The organism is Angustibacter sp. McL0619 (assembly GCF_049994355.1).
Lineage (GTDB): Bacteria > Actinomycetota > Actinomycetes > Actinomycetales > Angustibacteraceae > Angustibacter.
The window spans coordinates 3,429,799-3,452,830 of the sequence record NZ_CP188257.1 but is presented as its reverse complement, the minus strand read 5'-3'; the positions used below and the strand labels follow the sequence as shown (position 1 = coordinate 3,452,830).

The following is a 23,032-nucleotide window of genomic DNA, read 5'->3' as shown; positions in this document are numbered from 1 at the left end:
GCAGGATGACTCAGCCGACCAGTCGGTGGTGGGGCGGCAGCGCGCTGCGTGGCGACTCGGCCCGGCTGGAGGCGTTCAGTGACGGCGTCCTGGCCATCGCGGTCACGTTGTTGATCCTGGACGTCCGGGTCGAGCCGGCCGAGGGGGAGTCTCTCGCCCACGCACTGCACTCCTCGTTGCCGCAGATCGGCGCGTACGCCGCGAGCTTCCTGCAGATCGGCATCATCTGGGCCAACCACCACGCGCTGTTCCGGCTCGTCGAGCAGGTCGACCAGATCCTGCTGCTGGAGAACCTGCTGCTGCTGGCCAGCGTCTCGTTCCTCCCGCTGCCCACCGGCCTCGTCGCCGAGCACACGACGGGCGCGGACGGACGGACCGCCGCCCTCCTGTACGGCGCGACGCTGACGGTCAGCGCGGTCGCCTTCAACCTGATCTGGCGCCGGGTCACCCGGCACGGCCTCATGGTCAGCGGGGTGTCGCCGGAGTTCGTCCGGGACGTCGACGTCCGCTACCTGGCAGGGCTCGTCGGGTACACGGTCGCGACAGTGCTGGCGCTGGTGGCGCCAGCGCTCACCATCATCGTCGCGTCACTGCTCGCGCTGATGTTCGTCCTGGGACCGTCGCCGCGCCAGGCGATCGCACAGCCCGGCTGAGAGGCGTCATGGGCATCTACGGTGAGCGGGTACTGCCGCGACTGCTGAACGTGGCCTGCGGCGGCAAGGAGCTGCAGGCATTGCGGCGGAGGGTCTGCGGCGGCCTGGTGGGCGAGGTGGTCGAGGTCGGCTTCGGGACCGGCCACAACGTCCCGTTCTACCCGCCGAGCGTCACCCGGGTGGCAGCCGTCGAACCGGCCGACCTCGGATGGCGGCTGGCCGAGAAGCGACTGGCGGCCAGCAGCGTGCTCGTGGAGCGGTCCGGCCTGGACGGCCAGGCACTGCCGTTCGAGGACAACAGCTTCGACATGGCCGTGTCCACCTGGACGCTGTGCACCATCGCGGACGTCGGCACTGCGCTGGGTGAGCTGCGCCGGGTGCTGCGGCCCGGCGGGTCGCTGCACTTCCTCGAGCACGGTCTGGCGCCGGCCGAGGACGAGAAGGTGCGGCGTTGGCAGCGCCGGCTCGATCCCTGGCAGCAACGGCTGGTCGGCGGTTGCCACCTGACCCGGCCGATCGTGGAGCTGCTGACCGGTGCCGGGTTCCGCGTCGAGGCGGTCGACGTCTTCTACGAACAGGGAGCGCCCAAGTTCGGCGGCGCCACGTCGCTCGGCGTCGCCGTCTCGCCTTAGGTGCCGTGCCGAACCGTCGCCGGTACGACACAGACAGTCAGCAGGTCGCACGGATGCCATCCACTTGGAGCCGTCGCCTCATCGCGGGAGATCCGGGAGTTCGCTGTGTGCATGCGCTCGATCGGAGGAAGTCGAACACGAACCGTCCAGCAGCCTTCAAGCTCTGCCCGAGGGTGCAGGACCGGTTGGCCCCGGTCGAACGCGAGGCTCGCCAGGCCGACGCCAGGACGATCCCGGCCGCCAACAGCGCCAGCAGCGCAGCCACGGCCACAGGGCTTGCGCGGCGTCGGGCTGCGTCGGCGAGCGCACGCGTACCGGCCGAGGGACCGCATCCCCCGGGTGTCTAGGCTCTCAGCATGACGCTAGAAGTGCGGCGTGCCACCCAGACCGATGTCGACGCAATCTGTGAGATCGGCCGTGCCGCGTGGCCCGGAACGTACGCGTTCGCGGGGCAGGACTTCGTCGAGCACGGCTTGGCAACCTGGTGGTCGGCGGCCGCTGTCGAGCGTGGCCTCGCCACGACCACGACCCTGGTTGCGGAGTCCGAAGGCCACGTGGTCGGCGTGGGCAACGTCGACCTGCGCCCCGACCCACCTGTGATCTGGAAGCTGTACGTCCATCCCGGTCACCAAGGCGAGGGTGTGGGAAGCTCACTGCTCACCGCTCTTATCGGGGTAGTTCCGGCCGCGCGAGGAACCGTTGCCATCGAGTACATCGACGGCAACGCCAGGGCCGCGGCTGTCTATGCGCGCCACGGGTTCGTCGAGGTACGGCGCGACCCCGCCGACCGGCCTGATTGGCCGCGGCAGGTCTGGGCCGAGTTGTTGCTCGCCGATTCCTGACGGGAGCGCGCTCATCGGCACAACCGCGCACGCTCAGCGGCAGATCCGGGCGTCGCTACTTGCAGGCCTTCAGACGGCTTCCGCTACCTGGATCAGGTGACCGTCCGGGTCTTCGACCCAAGCGATGAGGAGCCGCCCAAGCCACGGCTCTGGCTCCTTCACTGGCGTGGCCCCCACCTCTTGAAGGCGTGCGTACGAAGCTGCGGCGTCGTCTGTCCACAAGATCACGGCGGCACGCTGGCCACGCACAACTGGCTCGAGGCCATGGTCGTCGCGAGTGGAGCCCTCGCTTGCCAGACCGATTCGGTACCCGTCGAGCACTAGGTCGACGTGAATGGGGGAACCCTCCGTCGGAGTTCTGAAGACCTCCTCGAAACCGAGGGCTTCATAGAATCTCGCCGTCCGAGGCAAGTCCATACTGAACAGAACGACCTGGGGCGTCTTGAACAGGCTCACCTTCGCAGTTTGGCACGACCCACGGCGCAGAGCTCACCGGCATAACAGCGCTCTGAACGCGGCTCCGGATGATCAGCGAAGGGCATAGAACCAACTCCCCGCGAAGTCCCGGGCGACCGTTTCCTCCGATTGCACGGTGACCCCGGCGACCTTCCCGGGTGACAATCCCAGACGCTCGGCGATGAGCCGCACCTGTAGGAGCACCTGCGACTCGGACAGGGCATCCCGCTCAGCGTCCGTAGCAGTTCCCAGCCACACCCACGCATCGTCCCGGGTCGGGAACCTGGTCACATACTCGATCCTGGTCACCCCCGATTCACGCAATGCCTCCAACAGAGCGGGCTTCATCTCATGCATGAGCGTCCAGCTTGGATCCGTCACGGCCAAACCGTAGTTCACGAGGACGCTAGGCCCGCGAATCGGCAGATGGTCCGCGCCAGCGCGCCTGGCCTTGCTGGCTTCCGTTACCGGGTTTGCCAGTGAGGAGGAGGCGCGCCAACAGCTGACGATGGCGCTCCTCGTAGCGCGAGCTTGCCGATTCGCTCGTCGCACCGCGATCGCCCCTTTGCGTTGCAATGGCGCAGGATCGACCTCCGGGTTGTTCGGGCTCGATCGTCGCGACGAAAGTGCGGGCATGATTCGAGAGGAACTGTCGCGGCTCATCCCGGATGGGAGCCATGAGCGTGCGATTGGTGACGCCCGAGAGACGGGTGCCGGGCTCAGCCCATGGACCGTGGTGCATGAGTGAGCAAGACTGACCCCGGCCCGGAGTCGTTGGAAGGGGAACGCCATGTACGCGGTCATCGGGAAAGTCGAAATCAAGCCGAACCGAGCCGACGAGGCGTTGTCGATGATCGAGGGCGGGGTCGCGATGGTGCGCGGCATGCCCGGTTCCGGCGGCGGCTACTGGGCACGAACGGTAGACGGGGAACTGATCCAACACTCCTTCTGGCTGTTTGACACCGAAGCAAACGCCCGAGCAGCCGAGGCGACCTACAACACGCTGCGGGACATGCCCGACGCGCCGGCCACGTTGGTCAGCGTCGATGTCTGTGAGGTCATCGGGCAGACCTGACGTTCGCGCCTTGGCCGCCTGGCAGGGCGCGCTGGGAGACACGTGCGCAATGCCGTGGGGACGCTACGGCATGAGAGTTCGTTTCGGCCTGGCGGAGCGCGTTCACGCAGTTAGGCTTGAGTGGTGGGAGCCAGCCGGCGTGATCGGTGGAAGTGGTTGCGGTTCACGGTCGCACTGGTTGTGACGTCAGTGGCCCTGGCACCCATCGCAGTCATCTTCGCTCGCGCGCTTCGCGCCCCAGGCCATGGGAATCGCTTCTTCGGCCTTTCCACGACGAATCTCGTCGACGTTTTCCGCTACTCCGACACGGCGCGATGGCTGGCTAACAGCCTCGCAGTCACGCTGTCAACTGTCATGGTCTGCATCGTTGTCGCGGCTCCGGCCGGCTACGTCATCTCCCGCGGCCGGAGTCGACTGCTCTCCGGCTACTCGCTTCTGTTGTTCATCATCCAATCATTGCCGACGATCAGTGCGGTGATCCCGCTGTTCATCCTCTTCGTCGGCCTGCACCTGGTGGACAGCCTGTTCGGCCTGATGATCATCTACGTCGGCGCCTCGCTCGCCGTCGCCACCTGGATGAGCGCTACGTATATGGACTCGATCCCGACCAGCCTCGATCAGGCGGCGTGGCTCGACGGTGCGTCGATCTTCGGCGCGTTCGTGCGGATCGTGTTGCCCAACTCGTGGCCGGGCCTGTTGTCCACGGCGATCTTCACCTTCCTGCTGTCCTGGAACGACTACCTGATGGCCGTCGTTTTCCTGCGCTCGCAGTCGAAGTACACGCTGCCTGTAGCCCTCGATATTTTCGGTCCGGGATCGCCGGCGGGGAGCTCCGTGGCTCTGGTCGCGATGGCGCCGGCCATCCTGCTGTTCGGCCTGGGACACCGATACTTCAGCGTTGGTGGCATCGGTGGGGCCTCCGTCGGGGAGTAGCACCACGTCCGACCACGATCAAAGTGCCCTCCCGCGAGGACCAACCACCGCGAGCCCGGCGACCACGCCGCGTTGTCGGCGAATGCCCATGTGCCAGGTGACGTCGTCAGCTACCCCGACCCTGCACTCTTGTCCGCTTCGACACAGCCTCGAGGCTCGCGACGAGCGCAGCCAACTCTGCATCCCTTCGACAAGCACACCACGTTCGTGGCTGCGCTGAGTGAACGGACATCGGCACGTTAGGGCTTAGGTGCCTGAGGCCATGTAGGCGGCGAGGATGTAGTTGGGGTGACGGTCCAGGTTCGGGCGGGCCGGGTCGTAGCGCATGGTGGTTCTGGGGTCGGCGTGGCGGGCGGCGATCTGGACGTCGCGCAGGTCGACGCCGGCGTCGAGCATGGTGGTGACGAAGGTGTGTCGGAGCATGTGGGGGTGCATTCGGGGCAGCCGAACGCCGGCGGTCTCGGCGAGTCGGCGGAGCCTTCGGGTGGCACCGGGACCAGCACGATCCGGCTGCCCTTGCCGACGACTCGCAGGACTCGGTGGCCGTGTTCCTCGCCGACGTCGTTGATGTCGCGGTTGGTCGCTTCGAAGATCCGCAGGGCCGAGTAGCCCGAGCATGGCGACTAGGGCGAAGTTCCGCGACGACGCAGCATCACGGAGGACGAAGCGAGCGTTCGACTCCGAGCGCCTGCTCTACGGCAGTGCGTTGCCTCGGGCAACCTTGACGCGTCCGCGCAGCGCGTGGATAGTTCCTGCCGTCAGGGCGAGCCATGCCTGGAGGCGCGACGTGGTAAGGCGGAAGCTGTGCATGGTGGCGGGGCACAACTGGAAGCTGTCCGATATCCAGGCAGCCCGGATGGCTACTTCCTGAAGTGCCTGCGGTGCGGCAAGCAGCGCGAAGAGCCTCCAGGCGGCAACGACACGGGCTGGGCCAGCGCACCTGCGCCTTGAGCGGTGTCTCGTTGCGACGATCCAGTCGCAGCCTCCGCCCGGCACGACGGAGCGCGGACAGCGGCAGATGAGTGCGTTGTCCGGGGCCCCGGCGAAGGGTCAGATGCCAGGGACTCCCCACCGCCGGCGCACCCCTAGGCTCGCTATCGGAGGTCGGTCACATCGGCACCCGCCTGGCCTGCCGTGGTCTCGTCGCGGCGAGCCGGGCTTCGCGGAAGGTGTTTCACATGGAGTACACACGGCTGGGGCAGTCGGGGCTGACGGTGAGCCGAATCGGCCTGGGTTGCATGAGTTACGGTCAGGCGGCATCTGGGATGCACCAGTGGACCCTGGACGAGGACGCTGCGGCGCCGTTCTTCCGGCAGGCGGTCGAGCTCGGGGTCACCTTCTGGGACACCGCGAACGTCTACCAGGGCGGCACTTCGGAGGAGTTCGTCGGCCGGGCCATCAACCGCTACTCGCGCCGCGAGGACATCGTGCTGGCCACCAAGGTGCACGGGAGGATGCATGACGGACCGGGGGGCAGCGGCCTGTCGCGCAAGGCCGTCCTCGAGCAGTTGGACGGCTCGCTGCGCCGGCTGGGTACCGACTACGTCGACGTCTACTACCTCCACCGGTTCGACGAGCAAGTCCCGGTCGAGGAGACCATGGCGGCCCTGCACGACGTCGTCCGGGCGGGGAAGGTGCGCTACCTGGGTGCCTCGTCGATGTGGGCGTGGCAGTTCGCCAAGCTGCAGACCGCCGCCGAGGTCAATGGCTGGACCAGGTTCTCGGCGATGGAGGACCAGTACAACGTCCTTAAGCGTGAGGAAGAGCGCGACATGATCCCGCTGTGCCTGGACCAGGGGGTCGGTCTGACCCCGTACTCGCCGCTGGCGAAGGGCCGGGCTGCCCGTCCATGGGGTGAGCAGACCGGCCGCTCTTCCACCGATGCGGTGGCCAAGGCGTTCGACCGGGACGCCGACAAGGGCGTCGTCGACGCCGTCCAACAGATCGCGGAGGCGCGCGGAGCGTCGATGGCGCAGGTGGCCCTGGCCTGGGTGTTGTCCAAGCCCGTCGTCGCCTGTCCCATCGTCGGCGCCACCAAGCCCAAACACCTCGATGACGCGGTGGCAGCCATGGACGTCCGCCTCACCCCGGACGAAATCCAGGCGCTGCAGGACCCGTACGCCGCGCAGGACAACTACTGGTGGTGACGCACGCCGACCGCTCGCGTCGGACACGGCCAACGTCCGCTCATCGGTGCGGGTTCAGGCGGTCAACGCAACGCCTCTGCCAGTGCTTGTGATGGTGTCTTGAAGCCAAGGGTCTGTCGAGGGCGTCCGTTGAGCTCGGCGGCGATGAGGTCCAGGTCGGCCTGGGTGAGGGCTCGGAAGTCGAGTCGGCGGGGCAGGTACTGGCGCAGCAGGCCGTTGGCGTTCTCGTTGCTGCCCCGCTGCCACGGTGACTTGGGGTCACAGAAGTAGACCTGCACCCCGGTCTGGATCGTCAGCCGTTGGTGTTGGGCCATCTCGTGGCCCAGGTCCCAGGTCAGCGACTTGGCCAGCTGGGCGGGAAGGGTGGTGATCGCCGCGGCCAACGCGTCGGCGACGGCGTCGGCCCGGTGGTCCCCGCGGGGCAGCCCGACCAGCATCAGGAACCGGGTCTTGCGTTCGACCAGGGTGGCCACCGGGCTCATGTTCTTGCCGAACACCAGGTCACCCTCCCAGTGCCCGGGCACCGCCCGGTCCTCTGCCTCGGCCGGCCGCTCGGAGATGTGCAGGGTGTTCGGGCGTCCACCGCGCCCGTCGGGCAGGCGCACCCCTTTCGGGCGCCGGACCACCCGCCCGGTGCGCAGGTAGCGGGTCAGCTCCTTGCGCAGCGCCCCACGGGACTGCACGAACAGGGTGCGGTAGATGCTCTCGTGCGACACCTGCATCTCCGGACGGTCGGGGAAGGTCAGCTTCAGCCAACCGGCAATCTGCTGCGGCGACCAGCGTTGCGTCAGCTTCGCCTCCACCACCGCCCGCAGCACCGGACGGCTCGCCAGCTTGCACGCCTTGGGCCGGGTCGCCCGCGACCACGCCGACACATCGGCGCGCGCCGCCCGGTAACGACGCCGGCCACCATTGGCGTTGACCTCCCGACAGACCGTCGACGGTGCCCGACCCAACCCGGCCGCGATCACCCGCAACGACTCACCGGCCGCCAACCCGCGGGAGATCTCCTCCCGCTCGACCAGGCTCAGCCGGCCCGCGGCCCGCCGTCGCGGGTCGGGTCTGATCCCGCCGCAGCGGATCAGATACGCCCGCACCGTCCCGGTGCACAACCCCAGCTCACGCGCCGACGGCTTCGCCGCCATCCCGGCCCGCATCCGCAACCACAGCTGGTCGATCGCCTCCGGCGTCAACCTCTCGTAATCGCCATGTCCCACAACGACCTCCTCGACACACGTCGATCAAGGAAGTGTTGCGCCGACCTATTGAGACCACCGGCAGGACCGCGCACGGACAGCGGCAGAAGAGCATGCTTAGCGAGCTCGCGGCAGCTCATCGGCATGGGCGGATGAGTTTGGCTGAAGCAAGGGTGTGGCTCCTCAGGGCAGATCATCGAGTTCGGTGGCCCCGAGGTGCTGCCCTCGGCCGCGCCGCAGCCGGCAAGCCCTAACTCACTCGACCCCGGGTGGCGCGAAGAACTCGAGCGCGATCCCGTCGGGATCCCGGAACGAGACCCCGGAGCCGTAGGACGCATCCTTGATGCCCTCGTGCGAGACGCCAAGCGTGGCCAGATGATCGGCCCACTTCTGCAGCTCGCCGCGACCGCTGCAGGCGAAGGAGACGTGGTCGAGACCGGTCTGGCGCTCGTCGAAGGTCCCGGCGGCCGGCTCGGCATGGGTGTGCAGCCCGAACAGCTGTCCACCCGAGAGGGCATAGACGGTGTGATGGAAGTCGCCACTCTCCTCGTCCTCATCGAGGACAGGCTCCGACCCGAACAGTGCGGTGTACCAGGCCGTGCTGCGTTGCAGATCGGTGACCGTTACGGCGACGTGAGCGAGTGGGGGGAAATTTGGCACGGCCTGCCTCCTGGTGTTGATGCGAACGGGTCAGGCGCAACGTATCCGGCTTCATCCGGCACCGATAGAGGGCGCGAAGCCCCTTCGGGCGAGCGCTCGAACCTAGCTGACCGCGGAAACGGCCTCAACGCGGCAGAAGCGGACGTCTCGCGCAGCATGCATGAACCCCGCTCGCCCCTCACACGCTGGTATGGGCGGCTCACCAGGCGTAAGCCTGCGGCGCCTCGCCAGGACCTGGCCAGATGTCCTCGAGCTTCTGCACGGCCTCGGCCCCCAGACTCAGCGTGACACCGCCGAGGTTCGCGCGAAGCTGCTCGACAGAGCCGGCACCGACGATCGCTGTTGACACTCCGGGTGTGCCCAGCAACCAGGCCAGCGCCACGTTCGCTGGCTTGGCGTCCAGCTCGCGGCAGAGCCCTTCGTAAGCCTCGAGCTGATCGTGCTGGGTGGCGACCCGTTGTTGCATCTCGCTCGACGCGCGGCCGGCCGTGACGGCCTCCAACGCGCCGGCCAGCAGCCCGGCGTGCAGCGGGCTGTAGGCGATCAGGCCGATGCCGAGACTGCGCAGTGCGGGCACCAGCTCGATCTCGACGTTGCGCTTGGCCAGGTTGTACAGGCACTGCTCCGAAGTGAGCCCGAGGAAGTGCCTTGTCGTGGCTGCGGACTGGGCCAAGGCGACGTCCCAGGCGGCGAAGTTGCTGCTGCCGACATAGCTGACCTTGCCATCGCGGACCAGCAGCTCCATCGCCTGCCAGATCTCTTCCCACGGCGTGGCCCGGTCGACGTGGTGCATCTGGTACAGGTCGATGTGGTCGGTCTGCAGTCGGCGCAGGCTCGCATCGCACGCCCGCCGAAGGTGGTAGGCGGACAGACGCCGGTCATTGGGCCCGAGCCCCATCGGCTGGTACGCCTTCGTCGCAAGCACGATGTCGTCGCGATGCCCGCTGCGCTGCAGCCATCGTCCTATCACTTCCTCCGACACGCCGTAGCCCATGGCCATGTCCGCGGCTTGCGGACCGCCGTAGACGTCGGCGGTGTCGAAGTGGTTGATGCCGGCCCCGACCGCGGCGTCCATCACGTCGAAGCTGGTGGACTCGTCCAGCAGGTACCCGAAGTCCATCGTCCCGAGCGCGATCCGGCTGACCAGTAGCCCCGACCGTCCCAGGTGCGCGTACGTCACGCCGCCGCTCATGTCCGGCAGCGTACGCACCACCGGAGCAGGCCACACCTCGCGAACACTCAGCCGTCACAAGCCTGACGAGGACATCCCCGGAACGGTACGACCGCGCCCTATCGGCGGCTAGATCCGGACGATTGCGAGTCAGACTCCGCCTCGGTCTAAGCCTGTGGTGCTCGCTGCTCGCTGTATCCGCCTACCCGGGCTGCGGAGAGTAGGTCGGCCACGTCCTGACGGACCACCACGTGGCTCGTCATTCGCGGCACGATGAAGACCGCCAGCCCGTCGAGCTTGGATCGGTCCAGCACCCACCGCATCGGCAGACCGCTCGAGCCGATCTCAGTCAGCTCCTCGTGCAAGACGTCGTGCCAGACCGGAAAGTGCGGTGTCCAGTACTCGGCCTCGCGGCCCGACGCGTCGGTCAACGCAGCGGGCATCCACTGGATGACGTCGCGGGGTCCGGCGTGCGCACTCAGGATCTGCTTGACCGCCGGCGAGACCAGGCGAACCGCCCAGTCCGTCCACACCACACCCGGCGGGTCGGCCCTGTCGAACTGCCAAGAAAGCTGCGGCGGATCCTCCACGAGGCCGTCTCGAAACTGCAGCCGATAGCTGAACTCACGCACCACGTCATCGTCCTCACGCGCGGACGCCGTGCCCGAAGAGAACTCGACAGACAACTCGCGAAAGTCGCCACCGCTCATCGTCGGTGGCACCTGCGCAGTCCAATCACGCTCCGCACTCCCTCACCACTGAGTAATACAGGCGGAACGAACTCGCCCCTCAGACATCATCGGCACGACCGCGCCCTCAACGCGGCAGAAGCGGACGTTTCCGTGGGTCGCATCGGTTGCTACGGAGCTGCGATCAAGAGGTACTGCGCCAAGAACCGGTCGTCGCTGTACACAGCCTCGCCTATCTCGAATCCGGCCGCCTCGATCATGGGTTCCAAGAGCCACGAGTAGGTCGAGTGCTCGTCGCGCACGTGCTCTTCGGCGTCCACTCGGGTCCACCCGGTCTCATCCGCTCCGATAGCGGCGCACCAGGCTTCGATGCGATCCTCCGCTTCGTCGATGTCGAAACAGAACACCACGTCGGATAGGCGTAAGTGCCCACCCGCGGGAAGCATCGCGCGCATGCGATGCAGGGCGATGGACTTCCAGAAGTCTGGCAGGTGATGGAGAGCCCAGCGGCTGTATATGACGTCGGCGCACTGGCCCTGGTGCTGATAGGACAGGAAGCCACCCTGGACGACTTCAAGGCTGGAGTCTCGCTGCCGGACCGAATCACGCAGCTTGGCCAGCATGACGGGCGACGGGTCGACCGCCACCACGCGCCCGAACGACTCGGCGGCTTCCAGGGCGAACTGCCCGGTTCCGGCTCCCAGGTCGACGACCACGGACTCGGTCCCGTATCCGAGCGATTGAAGCAGGGCCACCTCGCGCGAGGCTCCGGCGTCCTCCTTCTCGTCGTACCTGTGAACGTGCCTCGGGTCCAGGTTTTCCCGTCCGATGGTGGCGAGCTCGTCGATCTGCCAACCAGGGTGCGTGGTAGTCATGCCCGCACGGTAACGGCGGACTCGGATGGAGAGGCCCAATGTCGAGTGGTTGATGACGGCTAGCGCTCGTCGTCCCATGCGATGGCGCTGATCCGCCAGCCCGCCTCGGTTCGCACGAGCTGGATCGTCTTGGCTCCGGTGCCGGTCACCTGCTCTCCGCCCTCCACCCACTCCTTTGCATAGGTGCACCAGTGGTGGGCGATGTCCCCGTATACCTCAGTGGCGCCGTCCACCTGCCACTCCCGGAAGTCGGTGATGCGTCCACTCGTCAGCATCTGCCGCCGGGGTTCGATGAACCCGTCGACGTCGTAGGACATCGGCGAGCCGCACGTCCGCACGATCAATGCCTCTGGGAGCAGCACCTCACGGAGCCCGTCGAGGCGCGGCCCGATGTCGGAGTCGGAGGTGAAGGCGGCGAAGAAGGTCCGCACGACATCGTTGATCTGGCTCTGGTCGTTGGTCACGACCGCGACCGTAGCGGGCGGTCCTTCGCGAGGCATCGGGCTCACCATGGCTCGCTCGGGTCAACTTCTCTGCGGCATGAGAGCGCGCTCTGACCCGGCAGTGTGGGGCCATGCCCGAAGATGTCTGGTTCGCTGTGCGGACCGTCGTAGCCAACAACGAAAACCGACCCTGGGGACCTCGCGACCTCGAGCCTGGTCAGATCGACTGCGAGGAGAGGATCACCCTCTGGCGCGCAGCCGACGCCGACGCCGTAATCGAACTGGCCGAACAGGAGGCAGCTGAGTACGTCGCAGACCTCGGCGGAGCCTGACCCGGTCTCCCGGACACGTTCGGTGTGTTGATCATGCCGCCGGAGCGGCGGTGGTGTGAAGGGCTTCGTACTCGGCTGGGGCGAGGTCTCCGAGGCTGGTGTGCCGGCGTCGGGGGTTGTACCAGCCCTCGATCCACTCGAAGATCGCCGAGGCGAGCTGTTCCTGGCTGTCCCAGCTGCGGACGTCGAGGAGCTCGCGTTGCATCGTGGACCAGAACGATTCGATCATCGTGTTGTCCACGGAGGAGGCGACCCGGCCCATGGAGCCGAGCAGGCCGGCGGTGCGCAGCCGGTGCCCGAAGACCCACGAGGTGTACTGCGGGCCGCGGTCGGCGTGCACCACGGTTCCCGGTTCGGGGTGGCGCCGCCAGGTGGCCATCTGCAGGGCGTCGACGACCAGCTCGGCGCGGATGTGGTCGGCGATCGACCAGCCCACGATCGTGCGGGAGTACACGTCCAGCACCGCGCAGCAGTACACCTTGCCGGTGCTCGTGGGATGTTCGGTGACGTCGGTGCACCACAGCTTGTCGGGTGAGTCGGCGACGAACCGGCGTTGCACCAGGTCCTCGTGCGGGGCCGGCAGCGGCCGGTGCCGACCCCGCTTGCGGCGGTGGCAAATCCCTTGCAGGCCAGCGGCTCTCATCAACCTGGCGACCCGCTTGCGCCCACACGCCAGACCCAGCCCGAGGCGCAGCTCGGCATGCACCCGCGGCGCACCATAGGAGCACCGCGACATCTGATGGACCTGCACGATCGTGGCGGTCAGCGCAGCATCAGCCACCGCGCGCGGTGATGGCGGGCGACCCAACCACTCGTAGTAGCCCGAACGCGAGACCCTCAACAACCGGCAGGCCACCGCGACGGACACTCCGTCGCCGGCGAGCTCACGGACCAGCCGGAACACTATTTTGGGTTCGGCAGCACGTTCTCTCGAGCGAAGTAGGCCGAGGCCCGCTTCAGGATCTCGATCTCCATCTGGGCCACCCGCAGCTCGCGGCGCAACCGAACCAGCTCCGCCCGCTCGGAACTGGTGACGCCCTCGACGCGGCCGGCCTCGACATCGTCGACCTTCATCCAGCGGCGCAGACACGACTCACTGATGCCCAGATCATGAGCGATCTGAGCCACCGGCTTGTCTCCCTGACGAGCCAGTTCCACCGCCCGACGGCGGAACTCCCGCGGCTTGGCAACAGGCATCCAGACTCCCCTCGAAGGTGACATCGTCACCTCAGATCGGGTGTCCGGGGAAGTGGGTCAGGCTCCACAGGGCGCGGAACGCGGCATAGGAAGGCGTTGAGCGTCTTCGGTCTGGCGTGGGGAACGTCCTCCTGATGCGCTTGTCGGGCTTGGTGTCCCAAAGCGCAAGAAGGAGGACGTTCATGAGTAACGGTAGTGGTGTCTCTCGTGGTGATCGGAACCGGAACGCACGTCTGTCGCGGCTGCGGGCGGCCGTCCCGGTGACGAACGCGATCGTCGGGATCGATCTGGCCGATCGCAAGCAGATGGTCGTGGTCACCGACCACGACTCCAAGGTCCTGGCCCGGCGCACGTTCCGGGTCAAGGCGTGGGACCTGGGCGCAGCGTTGGACTGGGCCACCGAACGCGGTGCCCGGGCCGGCTTCACGGGGGTGACGGTCGCGGCGGAGCCGACCGGGCACCGCTGGCGGGTCCTGGGCCAGCTGGCGGACGAACGCGGGATGGCGTTGGTGTGCGTGCAGCCGGCGGTCTGCTCGTGGGTGCGCAAGACCGAGGACCTGACCAGCGACAAGACCGACGACAAGGACGCGGTGCTGATCGCCCGCCTGACCGCACAGCTGCGCTGCTACCTGCCCGAACCGGTCGACGAGACCTGGGCGAGGCTGCGGCACTTCGGCACCCGCCGCGAACAGCTGAACGGCGAGCACGTGGCGTGCGTGCAGCAGGTCCGCGACCTGCTCGAGTGCGTGTGGCCGGCCGCGCTGGACGCCGCCGAGCACCCGTTCAAGTCGACCACCTGGGTCGCCGCCCTGACCGTGGTGATGGACCGCGACGGTGGCGACCTGTCCCGCACCCGACGCCTCGGCCCGGCCCGGTTCGAGCACGCCGTGCGCCGCGAAGTGACCCGCCGCGGGAAGGTCCGTCCCTGCCTGCGGATCGTCCGCCGCCTGTTCACCGCCTTGGCTGACCCCGCCGGGGTGATCGCGCACCGACCGGCCGCGTTCGAACGAGTCGCCTGGGTGATCGACGACTGGGACCACGCCAAGGCCAAGCTGGCCGACACCCAGGCCCGGATGGTCACCGTCCTGGACGAACTGGACCTGACCGCCCTGGCCTGCTCGATCGACGGGCTGTCGGCGGTCGGGGCCGCGGCAATCCTGGCCGAGACCGGCGACCTGAACAGGTTCACCTCCGCCCGGGCCGTGGTCAAACACGCCGGCCTGGCCCCCCGAGAACGTAAGTCGGGCGCCTTCACCGGCCGTGCCCACGTCACCGGCGCCGGCCGCCCACTGCTGCGCGCCGCCGCCTGGCGGGCCGTGTGGGGTTGCCTGCAAACCAACCGGGTGTACGCCGCCCGCTACCGGCACCTGACCGGCCGGGAAACCAACCGGCTGACCCCGACCCAAGCCCAGACCGCCGTCGCCGCAGCGATCCTGCGCCAGCTCCACTACGTCATCACCCACCGCCAAGCCTGGGACCCCGTCGTCGCCGCCCACGGCACCAAGACGCTGGAGGTGGTCGCCGCATAACCCGATCCGCACCGCACAGTCAGCCAGCAGGACGCGACCCAAGGGCTGGGGCGGGGCGAGCCTTCCGCGGCATTGAGAACCACCAGGTATCTCGACGCTCATCACAGGCCGCCCCGTCCCGTCGTCGACACAACCCGATCACACGCTGCCGAGCACACCTCGATTACCGCTATGCAGGGACCGACGACCAGGACACGGGCACCCGCCCACCCTTGACGCTAAACGCCTCACGCTGATGAGCGGACGTTGGTCAATCGGTGGCTGGCGGCCGCTGGCCGCCGATCATGAAGTCCGCCATGAGCGTTTGGACGGCCTCGACCATGTCGGCGCCGTCCGCCGTAGCGCAGCCGGCGGCCCGCGCCGCCACGATGAACCGGGTCGCCCCGTGTCCGGAGATCACGTCTCCAACGAACATCGACGCCCCGAGGAACCCAGCGTCGACGGGCAACGGGTCGCCGTCGTCCATCCCCAGCGGGCTCGCGTTGAACACCAAGTCGCACCCGCGCGGGTCTGGCGGCCCCGAACTCACCCCCCCATCACCGTGGCCCGCGAGCAGGCGGAGCAGGTCCGCGACACGCGAGGCATCGGCATCGTGGACAACAAGCTCACGCACACCTGCCTCGAGCAGCGCGATGGCGATCGCGGCGCCCGCAGCTCCCGCACCCACCAGCAGGGCACGCGCTCCCTCCACGCGGGCGCCGTGGTCGACCTGCGCCTTGACGAACGCAAGCCCATCGAGCATGTCGCCGTGCCAGGTTCCGTCTGGATTGCGCCGGATGACACTCACCACCCCCAGCATGCGGGCGCGCTCCGAGCTGGTGGCGCAGTAGCCGAAGGCCGCGCGCTTGTGCGGCATCGTGACGAGAATCCCATCCACGTTCCCCGACACGGCCAGGCCCGCCATGACGAGCCCGAGATGGCCCTCTGCCACCTGCACCGGGATGCACACAGCGTCGTGACCACCCTCCGTGAGCGTGCGCGTCAAGCGGACCGGCGACTCGACGTGCGTCACCGGATCACCAATGATCGGGAACAGCCGCGTGGCTCCACTGACCTCCATCGGGGCTCCCTTCACCCAGCACCACAATCCCCGGCCACGACTCTCCCAGCATGGGGCTCGAACTCCGGTCTCGCACTGTCCTGAGCCCGGTAGGCCTGCGCCGAGCGGGGCCGGCAACGCGGCGGATCCGGGCGAGAGTAGCCGCCCTCAACGCGGCCGATGAGTGCGGTTCGGCCTACCCTCGCGACATGCCCGATAACCAGGACTACGCAGCCCTCGGTGATCTTCTGTCCCGACCCGAGCAGTGGACCGAATCGGACGCTGCCAATGCACGCTCGCTCCGTGAGCAGCAAGCGTCAGCGGCTGCCGCCTTTGACCAGAGGGACAAGGCGCGGGTGGCGTCCATGTGGGACGTCGTGCGGGAACTCGATGAGGCACTGGCGGCATGGGAGGCCGGTCGGTAGGGGCATCCGCACATCGGCACGACCGCGCGCTCCGCGGCATAAGCGGATGTTCGCCGATACTGAGTGCGTGGGCGACAAGACGATCAAGAACTGGGAGAAGGATCTGCCCGGGCTCACCGACGAGGGAGTCCGCGAACGGTTGATGATGGCCCGCAAGTTCGAGCGCTGGTCCATGGACAGGGGCATGGGACGCAACCCGAAGGCTGGTCGCATGTGGCGCGAGAAGATCCAGCAGGCCGAGGCCGAGTTGGAGCGTCGCGGGCTGTCCTCCCAGGACGCTGAGGACCGTCTACCGACTCGGCACTGAAACGACCGCTCATCGGTGCGGGTTCAGGCGGTCAACGCAACGCCTCTGCCAGTGCTTGTGATGGTGTCTTGAAGCCAAGGGTCTGTCGAGGGCGTCCGTTGAGCTCGGCGGCGATGAGGTCCAGGTCGGCCTGGGTGAGGGCTCGGAAGTCGAGTCGGCGGGGCAGGTACTGGCGCAGCAGGCCGTTGGCGTTCTCGTTGCTGCCCCGCTGCCACGGTGACTTGGGGTCACAGAAGTAGACCTGCACCCCGGTCTGGATCGTCAGCCGTTGGTGTTGGGCCATCTCGTGGCCCAGGTCCCAGGTCAGCGACTTGGCCAGCTGGGCGGGAAGGGTGGTGATCGCCGCGGCCAACGCGTCGGCGACGGCGTCGGCCCGGTGGTCCCCGCGGGGCAGCCCGACCAGCATCAGGAACCGGGTCTTGCGTTCGACCAGGGTGGCCACCGGGCTCATGTTCTTGCCGAACACCAGGTCACCCTCCCAGTGCCCGGGCACCGCCCGGTCCTCTGCCTCGGCCGGCCGCTCGGAGATGTGCAGGGTGTTCGGGCGTCCACCGCGCCCGTCGGGCAGGCGCACCCCTTTCGGGCGCCGGACCACCCGCCCGGTGCGCAGGTAGCGGGTCAGCTCCTTGCGCAGCGCCCCACGGGACTGCACGAACAGGGTGCGGTAGATGCTCTCGTGCGACACCTGCATCTCCGGACGGTCGGGGAAGGTCAGCTTCAGCCAACCGGCAATCTGCTGCGGCGACCAGCGTTGCGTCAGCTTCGCCTCCACCACCGCCCGCAGCACCGGACGGCTCGCCAGCTTGCACGCCTTGGGCCGGGTCGCCCGCGACCACGCCGACACATCGGCGCGCGCCGCCCGGTAACGACGCCGGCCACCATTGGCGTTGACCTCCCGACAGACCGTCGACGGTGCCCGACCCAACCCGGCCGCGATCACCCGCAACGACTCACCGGCCGCCAACCCGCGGGAGATCTCCTCCCGCTCGACCAGGCTCAGCCGGCCCGCGGCCCGCCGTCGCGGGTCGGGTCTGATCCCGCCGCAGCGGATCAGATACGCCCGCACCGTCCCGGTGCACAACCCCAGCTCACGCGCCGACGGCTTCGCCGCCATCCCGGCCCGCATCCGCAACCACAGCTGGTCGATCGCCTCCGGCGTCAACCTCTCGTAATCGCCATGTCCCACAACGACCTCCTCGACACACGTCGATCAAGGAAGTGTTGCGCCGACCTATTGAGACCACCGGCACGACCGCGCACGCAACGCGGCATGTGCAGTCCGGTTCAGGCGTCTGCCTGCCCGCGTACGGATCCCGGCGTGAACCTGAACGGCAGTGGGTATCGCCAGTACCTGCCCTGCGACGCCCGCACTGCTGCCAGGATGCCGAAAACGAGCAGGGCGAGGCCGTCGAGGATGACGATCGTGATGGGCACCCCGATCCACGACGGCGCCTCGGCGCCGTTGGTGGCGACGATCAGCGTCACGATCGACGCGTTCCAGATGATGGCAAACCAGATCTGAGCGTTCAGCGCCTCGTTGGTGTGGTGACGCGTGAACCGGCCCTGCCGGCCCGCGACCACGCGCAGGACGATCGGGAGCACGAGCGGAAGCAACATCCAGCTCAGGTGACAGAGGGTTGCCCAAGTGAGGCCCTCTTGGTTCGAGGGAGCGGCTGGGCCCCAGGCATGCCCATCCCACCAGCGCAGGGTCCCCGCCGTGTCCGGGTACCACCCGGGGCCCGGCGACTTCGGTGCCTCCGAGTGTCCTGTCTCGCTCAAGTCAGTCCTGTCGTCGTCGTGGCGGGCCGCGATACGGGTTGCGATGTCAGCGCAAACACGCGTCTGTTGGTATATCGGCGTCCGTCCTGGCCAAGTTGACGAGAGTTGAATCACGCAATGCGGTCTGAGCCGGGGGCGCATCCATACGGGTGTCCAATTTCGGGCCCCGGCTCGTGACCGAGCGTGGAGTGTCGTGCGGCGGCGTTCACGACTCGTGGCCAGTCGACGCTCCTGTGGGATCGGTGCTGCGGCGCACCAAGACGGTCGGCTCAGCATTCCTCGGACCGCCGGCGGTTATCGCTCAGATCAGTCCGATCTCGTGCATGCCCGCCCCCGCAGTCATTCGGGCGCGACGGGCCGCTAGCCGGCGCCCAACTCGTCGAAGAAGGCGGTGATGTCGCGGCTGAGCAGTTCGGGCTCCTCGGCGGACGGGAAATGACCGCCTCTCGGCATCGGGGTCCACCGGCGGATGTTGTACAGGCGCTGGGCCCACTCGCGCGGCGGCGCGCCATCGTCAATGAACTGATTTGCAAAGACCGCGACGCCGGTCGGCACGGTGACGAAGTCGCTCGGACGCCGCTCCGCGGCCAGCCATCGATTGTCCACGTACTCCCGCATCGAGGACGTGATCGTCTCGGTCACCCAGTACAGGGTGACGATCGTGAGGAGGAAGTCGCGGGAGAACGTGGCTTCGATGTCGCCGGCGGAGTCGGCCCATCCACGCCACTTCTCCAGGATCCAGGCGGCGAGCCCGGCGGGTGAGTCGTTGAGCCCGTAGCCGACGGTCTGCGGCCGGGTCGCCTGGACCGCGCCGTAGCCGCGGTCGTCCTCGCGCCAACGCTCGTACTGCGCGAGGTAGGCGCGTTCGGCGTCCGACAGCGGACGCGAGCCTGGTCCGATGTACGGGGCGAGGTCCAGATTGGACAGATGTATGCCGAGCATTGGCGCTGGGTCGTCCAACGCCATGAACGTCGTCACGGCAGAGCCCCAGTCGCCTCCGTGCGCGCCGTAACGGCGGTAGCCGAGACCCTGCATCAGCTGATGCCACAGCCGGGCGGTGTACCGGCTGGTAATGCCGACTCGTGCCGGACGCTCGGAGAAGCCGTATCCGGGCAGGGAGGGGATCACGACGTCGAAACCGGGTCCCGCCAGGCCGTGTGCGGCCGGATCGGTCAGGCGGGCGACGAGCGGGAGGAACTCGGCGAAACAGCTTGGCCATCCGTTCGTCAGGACCAGCGGGATCCCGTCGCCGCTGCGTGCCCGCTCGTGCACGAAATGGATACGAACGCCGTCGAGCTCAGCACGGAACTGGTGGAGGGCGTTCAACGAGCGTTCCTGCGCTCGCCAATCAAAGCCGTCCGCCCAGTACGCCAGCAAAGCTTGGAGGTACGCAAGATCCGTGCCCTGCTTCCATGGCGCGTCCGGCGACGCCTCTGGCCACCGGGTGGTTTCGATGCGGCGGCGGAGGTCGGCAAGCACCTCGTCGCTCACCCGAATGCGGAACGGCTCGGCCCGGAACGCTTCCCTCATCGTCCCAGCCTGGCAGAGCCTCCAGAGCGCCATGGACCAGTCGCCCGCGAGGTGGACGGCGTTGGCGTCTAGTCAATGAGACTGCCGCCAGCATGCGGTCTCAGCCAAGCAACTCGCGCAGCACGACGCCGAGCCCCCCGCAGCGATCGAACTAAAGTGCTCCCGAATCGGCGATCCCGTACAACGTCAACGATTGAACTGGGTAGACCGCCCGGCGGACAAACGTGCAAGGACCTGCATGATCGCCCATACACATGAACCACCGGATCCCGGCACGACCGTGCCCGCACGGCGGCAGATCCGGGCGGCCGTGGCCGCCCTCAACGCGGCAGATCGGGATGTCGCCGTAGCGGGGTCCCGTGGCGGATACGCTCGAGGCGCCGGTGAGTCACAGAGTGCCTCCCCGAAGTACCGACACATCTTTCGGTCAGTTGGTCCCCAGCCTCTCTTAGGGCGCCCTGCTTTGACACCCACTTGGACGGAGACGCGACGATGCCAGCCTTGAGTACGGAGCAGGCGAAGCAGTTCATGACCGAACTGCTCGCGATCTGGACCGAGACCGACCCGAGGGGCCGTCGAGACGCGATCGGCGCCCACTACCACGATGACGTTGTGTTCCACGACCCCGATGGCGTCTTCACCGGCCACGCCGGTATCGAGTCGTTCAGCGACTCCCTGCAACAGCGCTTCCCCGGCCAGCTGTTTGAGATGGTGGGCGAGCCCTCCGTCGTCGGCGACGCGCTACGAACCTACTGGCGCTTCGGCCCCGTCAGCGGGATGGACTTCGCGGTCTTGGCCGACGACAAGGTCAAGACGCTTTACGCATTCGTGGAAAGACCCGCCTGAGACGCGCCGGGCCGCTACCTCGCCTGACGTCAGCATTCGCGCAGTCTGCGGCAGATCCGGGCGTTGCATCGTGCAAGATGGCGGCCATGGGTCAGCCAAACGAATCCGTCGACAAGCTGGGTGCATCTCGATCACTAATCGACGGCGGCTGGGAGTGGCCGATTCACGGTCTGCGGCATCCACCGGAGGCAGGCACATCAGGTTGGTACGTCTGGACCGGGGACTTGAGCCAGGCAGACGACTTCTTTCAACCGCTCCAGGCGGCACACCTTGTCGAGCGCGTGCCATTGCTCTCTAGGTTTCTCTCGCTTCCTCCAGGCACGCGATTCCCACTCGCGCCGGGGCACGAGGACGTATGGACCGACGAGACTCTGCTTGAGGTCTGACGCACTGTCATCGGCACGACTGCGCACGCTCGGCGGCACGACCGCGCGCGATCAGCGGCAGATGAGCGCGTTCGAGGACGCCTCGATTCCGGGGCCCTTCGCGGGGTGATCGGCGCGTAGAGTCGTCAGGGACTGGGACTCTGCCGATGGGTTGTGGGTATGAGCGGTGCCGAGGGTGTCGGCCCCGGAGACTCGCAGCCGGGCGATCTCGCGGCACCGTCGCCGCAGGAATCGTCAGGTAGTCATCGGCTGCTCCATCTCCTAGGGGCGCTGCTTGTCGGGGTTGTTCTCCCGGCCGTGCTGGTCGGCGCGTTGGTGGGCGAGTTGGGCGTCTCGGCGCTGTTCACGGGCGTGGTGTGGGGCGCGGTCGGTTCGAAGCTCGCGGGGACACGCCGGATGGTGTACGTGACACCCCTGGTCGGGGTCGTGGCCGGTCTGGGCGCGTTCACCGCCTACGACTGGTGGTGGGTGGCTCTGCTGGCGGTGACGGGCGTCCTCGCCGGTGTCGGGTACCGGTTCGGGTGGTTCGCCCCGCTGCTGATAGGTGCCTACGCCGCCACCTTCGTGACGCCGGTGGATACCGCCAGGTCCGCCGTCACCTTCGGAGCAATCGTCGCGATCGGCACGGCGTACGGCGTCGTGATCATGCGCCGCTTCGGTGCCCCGTCGGTGGTCGAGGGCGACCGGTACTCGCTGCCGGTCGCCGCGGTCATCGCGCTCTGTTTCGGCGGTGTCATGGGTGCCGCGGCAGCCCTCGGGGTGGCACTGGGGTGGACCGAGCCGTACTGGGTGCCGGAGCCGATCCTCGTGCTCGTCATGTACCTACTGATGGGACATCGTGAGCGGATACGCGAGAAGGTGCTCGGCACGGCGGTCGGCGCTGCCGCCGCCATGGCCGTGGCCGTCATCGGCCTGTCGCCGTGGGCGCAGACCGCGCTTGCTGTAGCCGCGTTCGTGCTCGCGGTGATGCAGCGGGCGACGTACTGGCGGATGTACGGCCTGTACACGTTCTCGCTTGTGCTCTTCCTGGCCTCTCCGGGGGACGTCGAGTTCGAGGCCGAAGAGCGCGGGTTCCAGATCCTCGCGGGCATCGCCCTCCTGATCCTCGGCCTGGCCGTTCGGCACCCCATCGCGCGCAGGCTCGCCAGGCAATCCCCGCAGCCAGAACTAGGAAGCACCGCGTCGGGTGCCTGATCGCGGGCTCAGCGAGCACATCGGTGCGACTGCGCACGGACAGCGGCATGAGAGTGCATCCGGACGACGACGCCGACCGGGCCCTCGGGAGAGTCGCCCATACCTCGGTAGTCATGCTGCGACGGGCGGCTACCCGCCGTGGGCCTCGGAGTCTTCGCCCCGGCTGATGCGCCCCCACCTCGCGAAGCCGATGGGATCGTCGAGGTCCTCTATCGGGATCCCGTCCAGGGTTCGGCGCGTCCGCGGCTCGGCGCCTTTGACGATCGACAGGCCAGCCTCCGAGCGACGCCACCAGTTCCGGTTGTGAAGGTCTGCGAACCGAACGGCAGGGTGCCCGGTGAAGTTTCGGACTGTGAGCCGGCTGACTTCGTGAAAGTCGACGACGAACAAGCCATCATCGTCGACCTTGATGTTCTCGACGGTGATGTCGAACTGCCCTACCTCGAGTATCTGAGTGAACCGCCATTCCCAGAATGGCCCCGTGTCTGCCCACCGACCGAAGGTGCCGTCGTCGCGGACGAATGTCCCCTCAGGGCCCGCCCACGCGAGGAACCCCTCGACGTCGTGACTGCGGCATGCCACGCAGCATCGCTCGTACCGATCCCTGAACTCGACCCACAAGTCCGAGCTTGAGTCAACGTTCACCATCTGAGTGTCGACGAACGCAAACCCCACCGACAACCAGATATCTGCTCA

General features: G+C 67.7%; 28 protein-coding genes. 12 read left to right on the top strand and 16 right to left on the bottom strand.

All coding sequences use genetic code 11. The annotated features are described in order from the left end of the window. Nucleotides 1–5 precede the first annotated feature (5 nt). The 3 genes from ACPPVT_RS16060 (at nucleotide 6) to ACPPVT_RS16050 (ending at nucleotide 2,127) form a co-directional block, all read left to right on the top strand. Nucleotides 6–653, top strand: coding sequence for a TMEM175 family protein (locus tag ACPPVT_RS16060; RefSeq protein ID WP_426561958.1), 648 nt, complete (start codon nucleotides 6–8; stop codon nucleotides 651–653). Between the two features lie 8 nt (nucleotides 654–661). Further along, nucleotides 662–1,285: a class I SAM-dependent methyltransferase gene (locus ACPPVT_RS16055; RefSeq protein WP_426561957.1), complete on the top strand. Its 624-nt coding sequence runs from the start codon at nucleotides 662–664 to the stop codon at nucleotides 1,283–1,285. Between the two features lie 368 nt (nucleotides 1,286–1,653). Then, nucleotides 1,654–2,127 carry a GNAT family N-acetyltransferase gene (locus ACPPVT_RS16050; protein ID WP_426561955.1) on the top strand — a complete coding sequence of 158 codons (474 nt, stop codon included), beginning with the start codon at nucleotides 1,654–1,656 and terminating at the stop codon, nucleotides 2,125–2,127. A 69-nt stretch (nucleotides 2,128–2,196) separates the two neighbouring features. Here the strand turns inward: ACPPVT_RS16050 and ACPPVT_RS16045 are convergent, their stop codons facing one another. Then, the gene (locus tag ACPPVT_RS16045; protein ID WP_426561953.1) at nucleotides 2,197–2,583 is read right to left on the bottom strand and encodes a VOC family protein; all 387 of its coding nucleotides are present in this window, start codon (nucleotides 2,581–2,583) and stop codon (nucleotides 2,197–2,199) included. Between the two features lie 72 nt (nucleotides 2,584–2,655). Next, on the bottom strand, nucleotides 2,656–2,982 hold the full coding sequence (locus ACPPVT_RS16040) for a hypothetical protein (protein ID WP_426561951.1): 327 nt from the start codon (nucleotides 2,980–2,982) through the stop codon (nucleotides 2,656–2,658). A gap of 391 nt (nucleotides 2,983–3,373) precedes the next feature. On the opposite strand from ACPPVT_RS16040, the gene ACPPVT_RS16035 reads away from it, so the two are divergent. Further along, nucleotides 3,374–3,658 carry a hypothetical protein gene (locus ACPPVT_RS16035; RefSeq protein WP_426561949.1) on the top strand — a complete coding sequence of 95 codons (285 nt, stop codon included), beginning with the start codon at nucleotides 3,374–3,376 and terminating at the stop codon, nucleotides 3,656–3,658. 189 nt (nucleotides 3,659–3,847) lie between these two features. Next, nucleotides 3,848–4,591: a carbohydrate ABC transporter permease gene (locus ACPPVT_RS16030; protein ID WP_426561947.1), complete on the top strand. Its 744-nt coding sequence runs from the start codon at nucleotides 3,848–3,850 to the stop codon at nucleotides 4,589–4,591. A 246-nt stretch (nucleotides 4,592–4,837) separates the two neighbouring features. Here ACPPVT_RS16030 and ACPPVT_RS16025 read toward each other — a convergent pair whose 3' ends face one another. After that, on the bottom strand, nucleotides 4,838–5,026 hold the full coding sequence (locus tag ACPPVT_RS16025; RefSeq protein ID WP_426561945.1) for a tyrosine-type recombinase/integrase: 189 nt from the start codon (nucleotides 5,024–5,026) through the stop codon (nucleotides 4,838–4,840). Between the two features lie 743 nt (nucleotides 5,027–5,769). Between ACPPVT_RS16025 and ACPPVT_RS16020 the strand changes: the two genes are divergently transcribed. Then, nucleotides 5,770–6,738: an aldo/keto reductase gene (locus ACPPVT_RS16020; protein ID WP_426561943.1), complete on the top strand. Its 969-nt coding sequence runs from the start codon at nucleotides 5,770–5,772 to the stop codon at nucleotides 6,736–6,738. Nucleotides 6,739–6,800: 62 nt separating this feature from the next. Here the strand turns inward: ACPPVT_RS16020 and ACPPVT_RS16015 are convergent, their stop codons facing one another. The 8 genes from ACPPVT_RS16015 to ACPPVT_RS15980 form a co-directional block, all read right to left on the bottom strand. Continuing rightward, complete coding sequence (locus tag ACPPVT_RS16015; RefSeq protein ID WP_426567180.1) at nucleotides 6,801–7,895, bottom strand: IS30 family transposase; 1,095 nt, start codon at nucleotides 7,893–7,895, stop codon at nucleotides 6,801–6,803. Between the two features lie 294 nt (nucleotides 7,896–8,189). Then, nucleotides 8,190–8,594, bottom strand: a complete 405-nt coding sequence (locus ACPPVT_RS16010) for a VOC family protein (RefSeq protein ID WP_426561941.1) — start codon at nucleotides 8,592–8,594, stop codon at nucleotides 8,190–8,192. Nucleotides 8,595–8,793: 199 nt separating this feature from the next. Next, a complete protein-coding gene (locus tag ACPPVT_RS16005) occupies nucleotides 8,794–9,774 on the bottom strand; it encodes an aldo/keto reductase (protein WP_426567181.1) in 981 nt (326 codons plus the stop codon). Nucleotides 9,775–9,932: 158 nt separating this feature from the next. Beyond that, on the bottom strand, nucleotides 9,933–10,475 hold the full coding sequence (locus tag ACPPVT_RS16000) for a hypothetical protein (protein ID WP_426561939.1): 543 nt from the start codon (nucleotides 10,473–10,475) through the stop codon (nucleotides 9,933–9,935). A 149-nt stretch (nucleotides 10,476–10,624) separates the two neighbouring features. Continuing rightward, nucleotides 10,625–11,329, bottom strand: coding sequence for a class I SAM-dependent methyltransferase (locus ACPPVT_RS15995; RefSeq protein WP_426561937.1), 705 nt, complete (start codon nucleotides 11,327–11,329; stop codon nucleotides 10,625–10,627). Nucleotides 11,330–11,388: 59 nt separating this feature from the next. Next, entirely contained in the window at nucleotides 11,389–11,793 is a 405-nt protein-coding gene (locus tag ACPPVT_RS15990) for a DUF4440 domain-containing protein (RefSeq protein ID WP_426561935.1), read from the bottom strand. A 342-nt stretch (nucleotides 11,794–12,135) separates the two neighbouring features. Further along, nucleotides 12,136–13,008 (bottom strand): IS3 family transposase, encoded by an 873-nt coding sequence (locus ACPPVT_RS15985; protein ID WP_426561340.1) that lies wholly within the window; start codon nucleotides 13,006–13,008, stop codon nucleotides 12,136–12,138. Continuing rightward, nucleotides 13,008–13,301: a transposase gene (locus ACPPVT_RS15980; RefSeq protein WP_426561342.1), complete on the bottom strand. Its 294-nt coding sequence runs from the start codon at nucleotides 13,299–13,301 to the stop codon at nucleotides 13,008–13,010. The genes ACPPVT_RS15985 and ACPPVT_RS15980 overlap by 1 nt, the downstream gene beginning before the upstream one ends. A gap of 260 nt (nucleotides 13,302–13,561) precedes the next feature. On the opposite strand from ACPPVT_RS15980, the gene ACPPVT_RS15975 reads away from it, so the two are divergent. After that, on the top strand, nucleotides 13,562–14,830 hold the full coding sequence (locus tag ACPPVT_RS15975; protein ID WP_426561933.1) for an IS110 family transposase: 1,269 nt from the start codon (nucleotides 13,562–13,564) through the stop codon (nucleotides 14,828–14,830). A 250-nt stretch (nucleotides 14,831–15,080) separates the two neighbouring features. On the opposite strand, the gene ACPPVT_RS15970 is transcribed toward ACPPVT_RS15975, so the two are convergent. Next, nucleotides 15,081–15,890, bottom strand: a complete 810-nt coding sequence (locus ACPPVT_RS15970; RefSeq protein ID WP_426561931.1) for a shikimate dehydrogenase family protein — start codon at nucleotides 15,888–15,890, stop codon at nucleotides 15,081–15,083. 188 nt (nucleotides 15,891–16,078) lie between these two features. Between ACPPVT_RS15970 and ACPPVT_RS15965 the strand changes: the two genes are divergently transcribed. Beyond that, nucleotides 16,079–16,294, top strand: a complete 216-nt coding sequence (locus ACPPVT_RS15965; RefSeq protein WP_426561929.1) for a hypothetical protein — start codon at nucleotides 16,079–16,081, stop codon at nucleotides 16,292–16,294. A 67-nt stretch (nucleotides 16,295–16,361) separates the two neighbouring features. Further along, entirely contained in the window at nucleotides 16,362–16,601 is a 240-nt protein-coding gene (locus ACPPVT_RS15960) for a hypothetical protein (protein ID WP_426561927.1), read from the top strand. A 31-nt stretch (nucleotides 16,602–16,632) separates the two neighbouring features. Here ACPPVT_RS15960 and ACPPVT_RS15955 read toward each other — a convergent pair whose 3' ends face one another. The 3 genes from ACPPVT_RS15955 to ACPPVT_RS15945 form a co-directional block, all read right to left on the bottom strand. Continuing rightward, nucleotides 16,633–17,727, bottom strand: a complete 1,095-nt coding sequence (locus ACPPVT_RS15955; RefSeq protein ID WP_426567180.1) for an IS30 family transposase — start codon at nucleotides 17,725–17,727, stop codon at nucleotides 16,633–16,635. Nucleotides 17,728–17,885: 158 nt separating this feature from the next. Beyond that, nucleotides 17,886–18,521, bottom strand: a complete 636-nt coding sequence (locus tag ACPPVT_RS15950) for a DUF4870 domain-containing protein (protein WP_426561925.1) — start codon at nucleotides 18,519–18,521, stop codon at nucleotides 17,886–17,888. A 219-nt stretch (nucleotides 18,522–18,740) separates the two neighbouring features. After that, entirely contained in the window at nucleotides 18,741–19,910 is a 1,170-nt protein-coding gene (locus ACPPVT_RS15945) for an epoxide hydrolase family protein (protein WP_426561923.1), read from the bottom strand. A 528-nt stretch (nucleotides 19,911–20,438) separates the two neighbouring features. Between ACPPVT_RS15945 and ACPPVT_RS15940 the strand changes: the two genes are divergently transcribed. The 3 genes from ACPPVT_RS15940 to ACPPVT_RS15930 all read left to right on the top strand — a co-directional run bounded on the left by ACPPVT_RS15940 (nucleotide 20,439) and on the right by ACPPVT_RS15930 (nucleotide 22,336). Continuing rightward, on the top strand, nucleotides 20,439–20,756 hold the full coding sequence (locus ACPPVT_RS15940) for a nuclear transport factor 2 family protein (protein ID WP_426561921.1): 318 nt from the start codon (nucleotides 20,439–20,441) through the stop codon (nucleotides 20,754–20,756). Nucleotides 20,757–20,833: 77 nt separating this feature from the next. Then, nucleotides 20,834–21,142, top strand: coding sequence for an immunity protein Imm33 domain-containing protein (locus ACPPVT_RS15935; protein WP_426561919.1), 309 nt, complete (start codon nucleotides 20,834–20,836; stop codon nucleotides 21,140–21,142). Nucleotides 21,143–21,439: 297 nt separating this feature from the next. After that, nucleotides 21,440–22,336 carry an FUSC family protein gene (locus ACPPVT_RS15930; protein WP_426561917.1) on the top strand — a complete coding sequence of 299 codons (897 nt, stop codon included), beginning with the start codon at nucleotides 21,440–21,442 and terminating at the stop codon, nucleotides 22,334–22,336. 129 nt (nucleotides 22,337–22,465) lie between these two features. On the opposite strand, the gene ACPPVT_RS15925 is transcribed toward ACPPVT_RS15930, so the two are convergent. Next, nucleotides 22,466–23,011, bottom strand: a complete 546-nt coding sequence (locus ACPPVT_RS15925; protein ID WP_426561915.1) for a hypothetical protein — start codon at nucleotides 23,009–23,011, stop codon at nucleotides 22,466–22,468. Nucleotides 23,012–23,032: the final 21 nt, after the last annotated feature.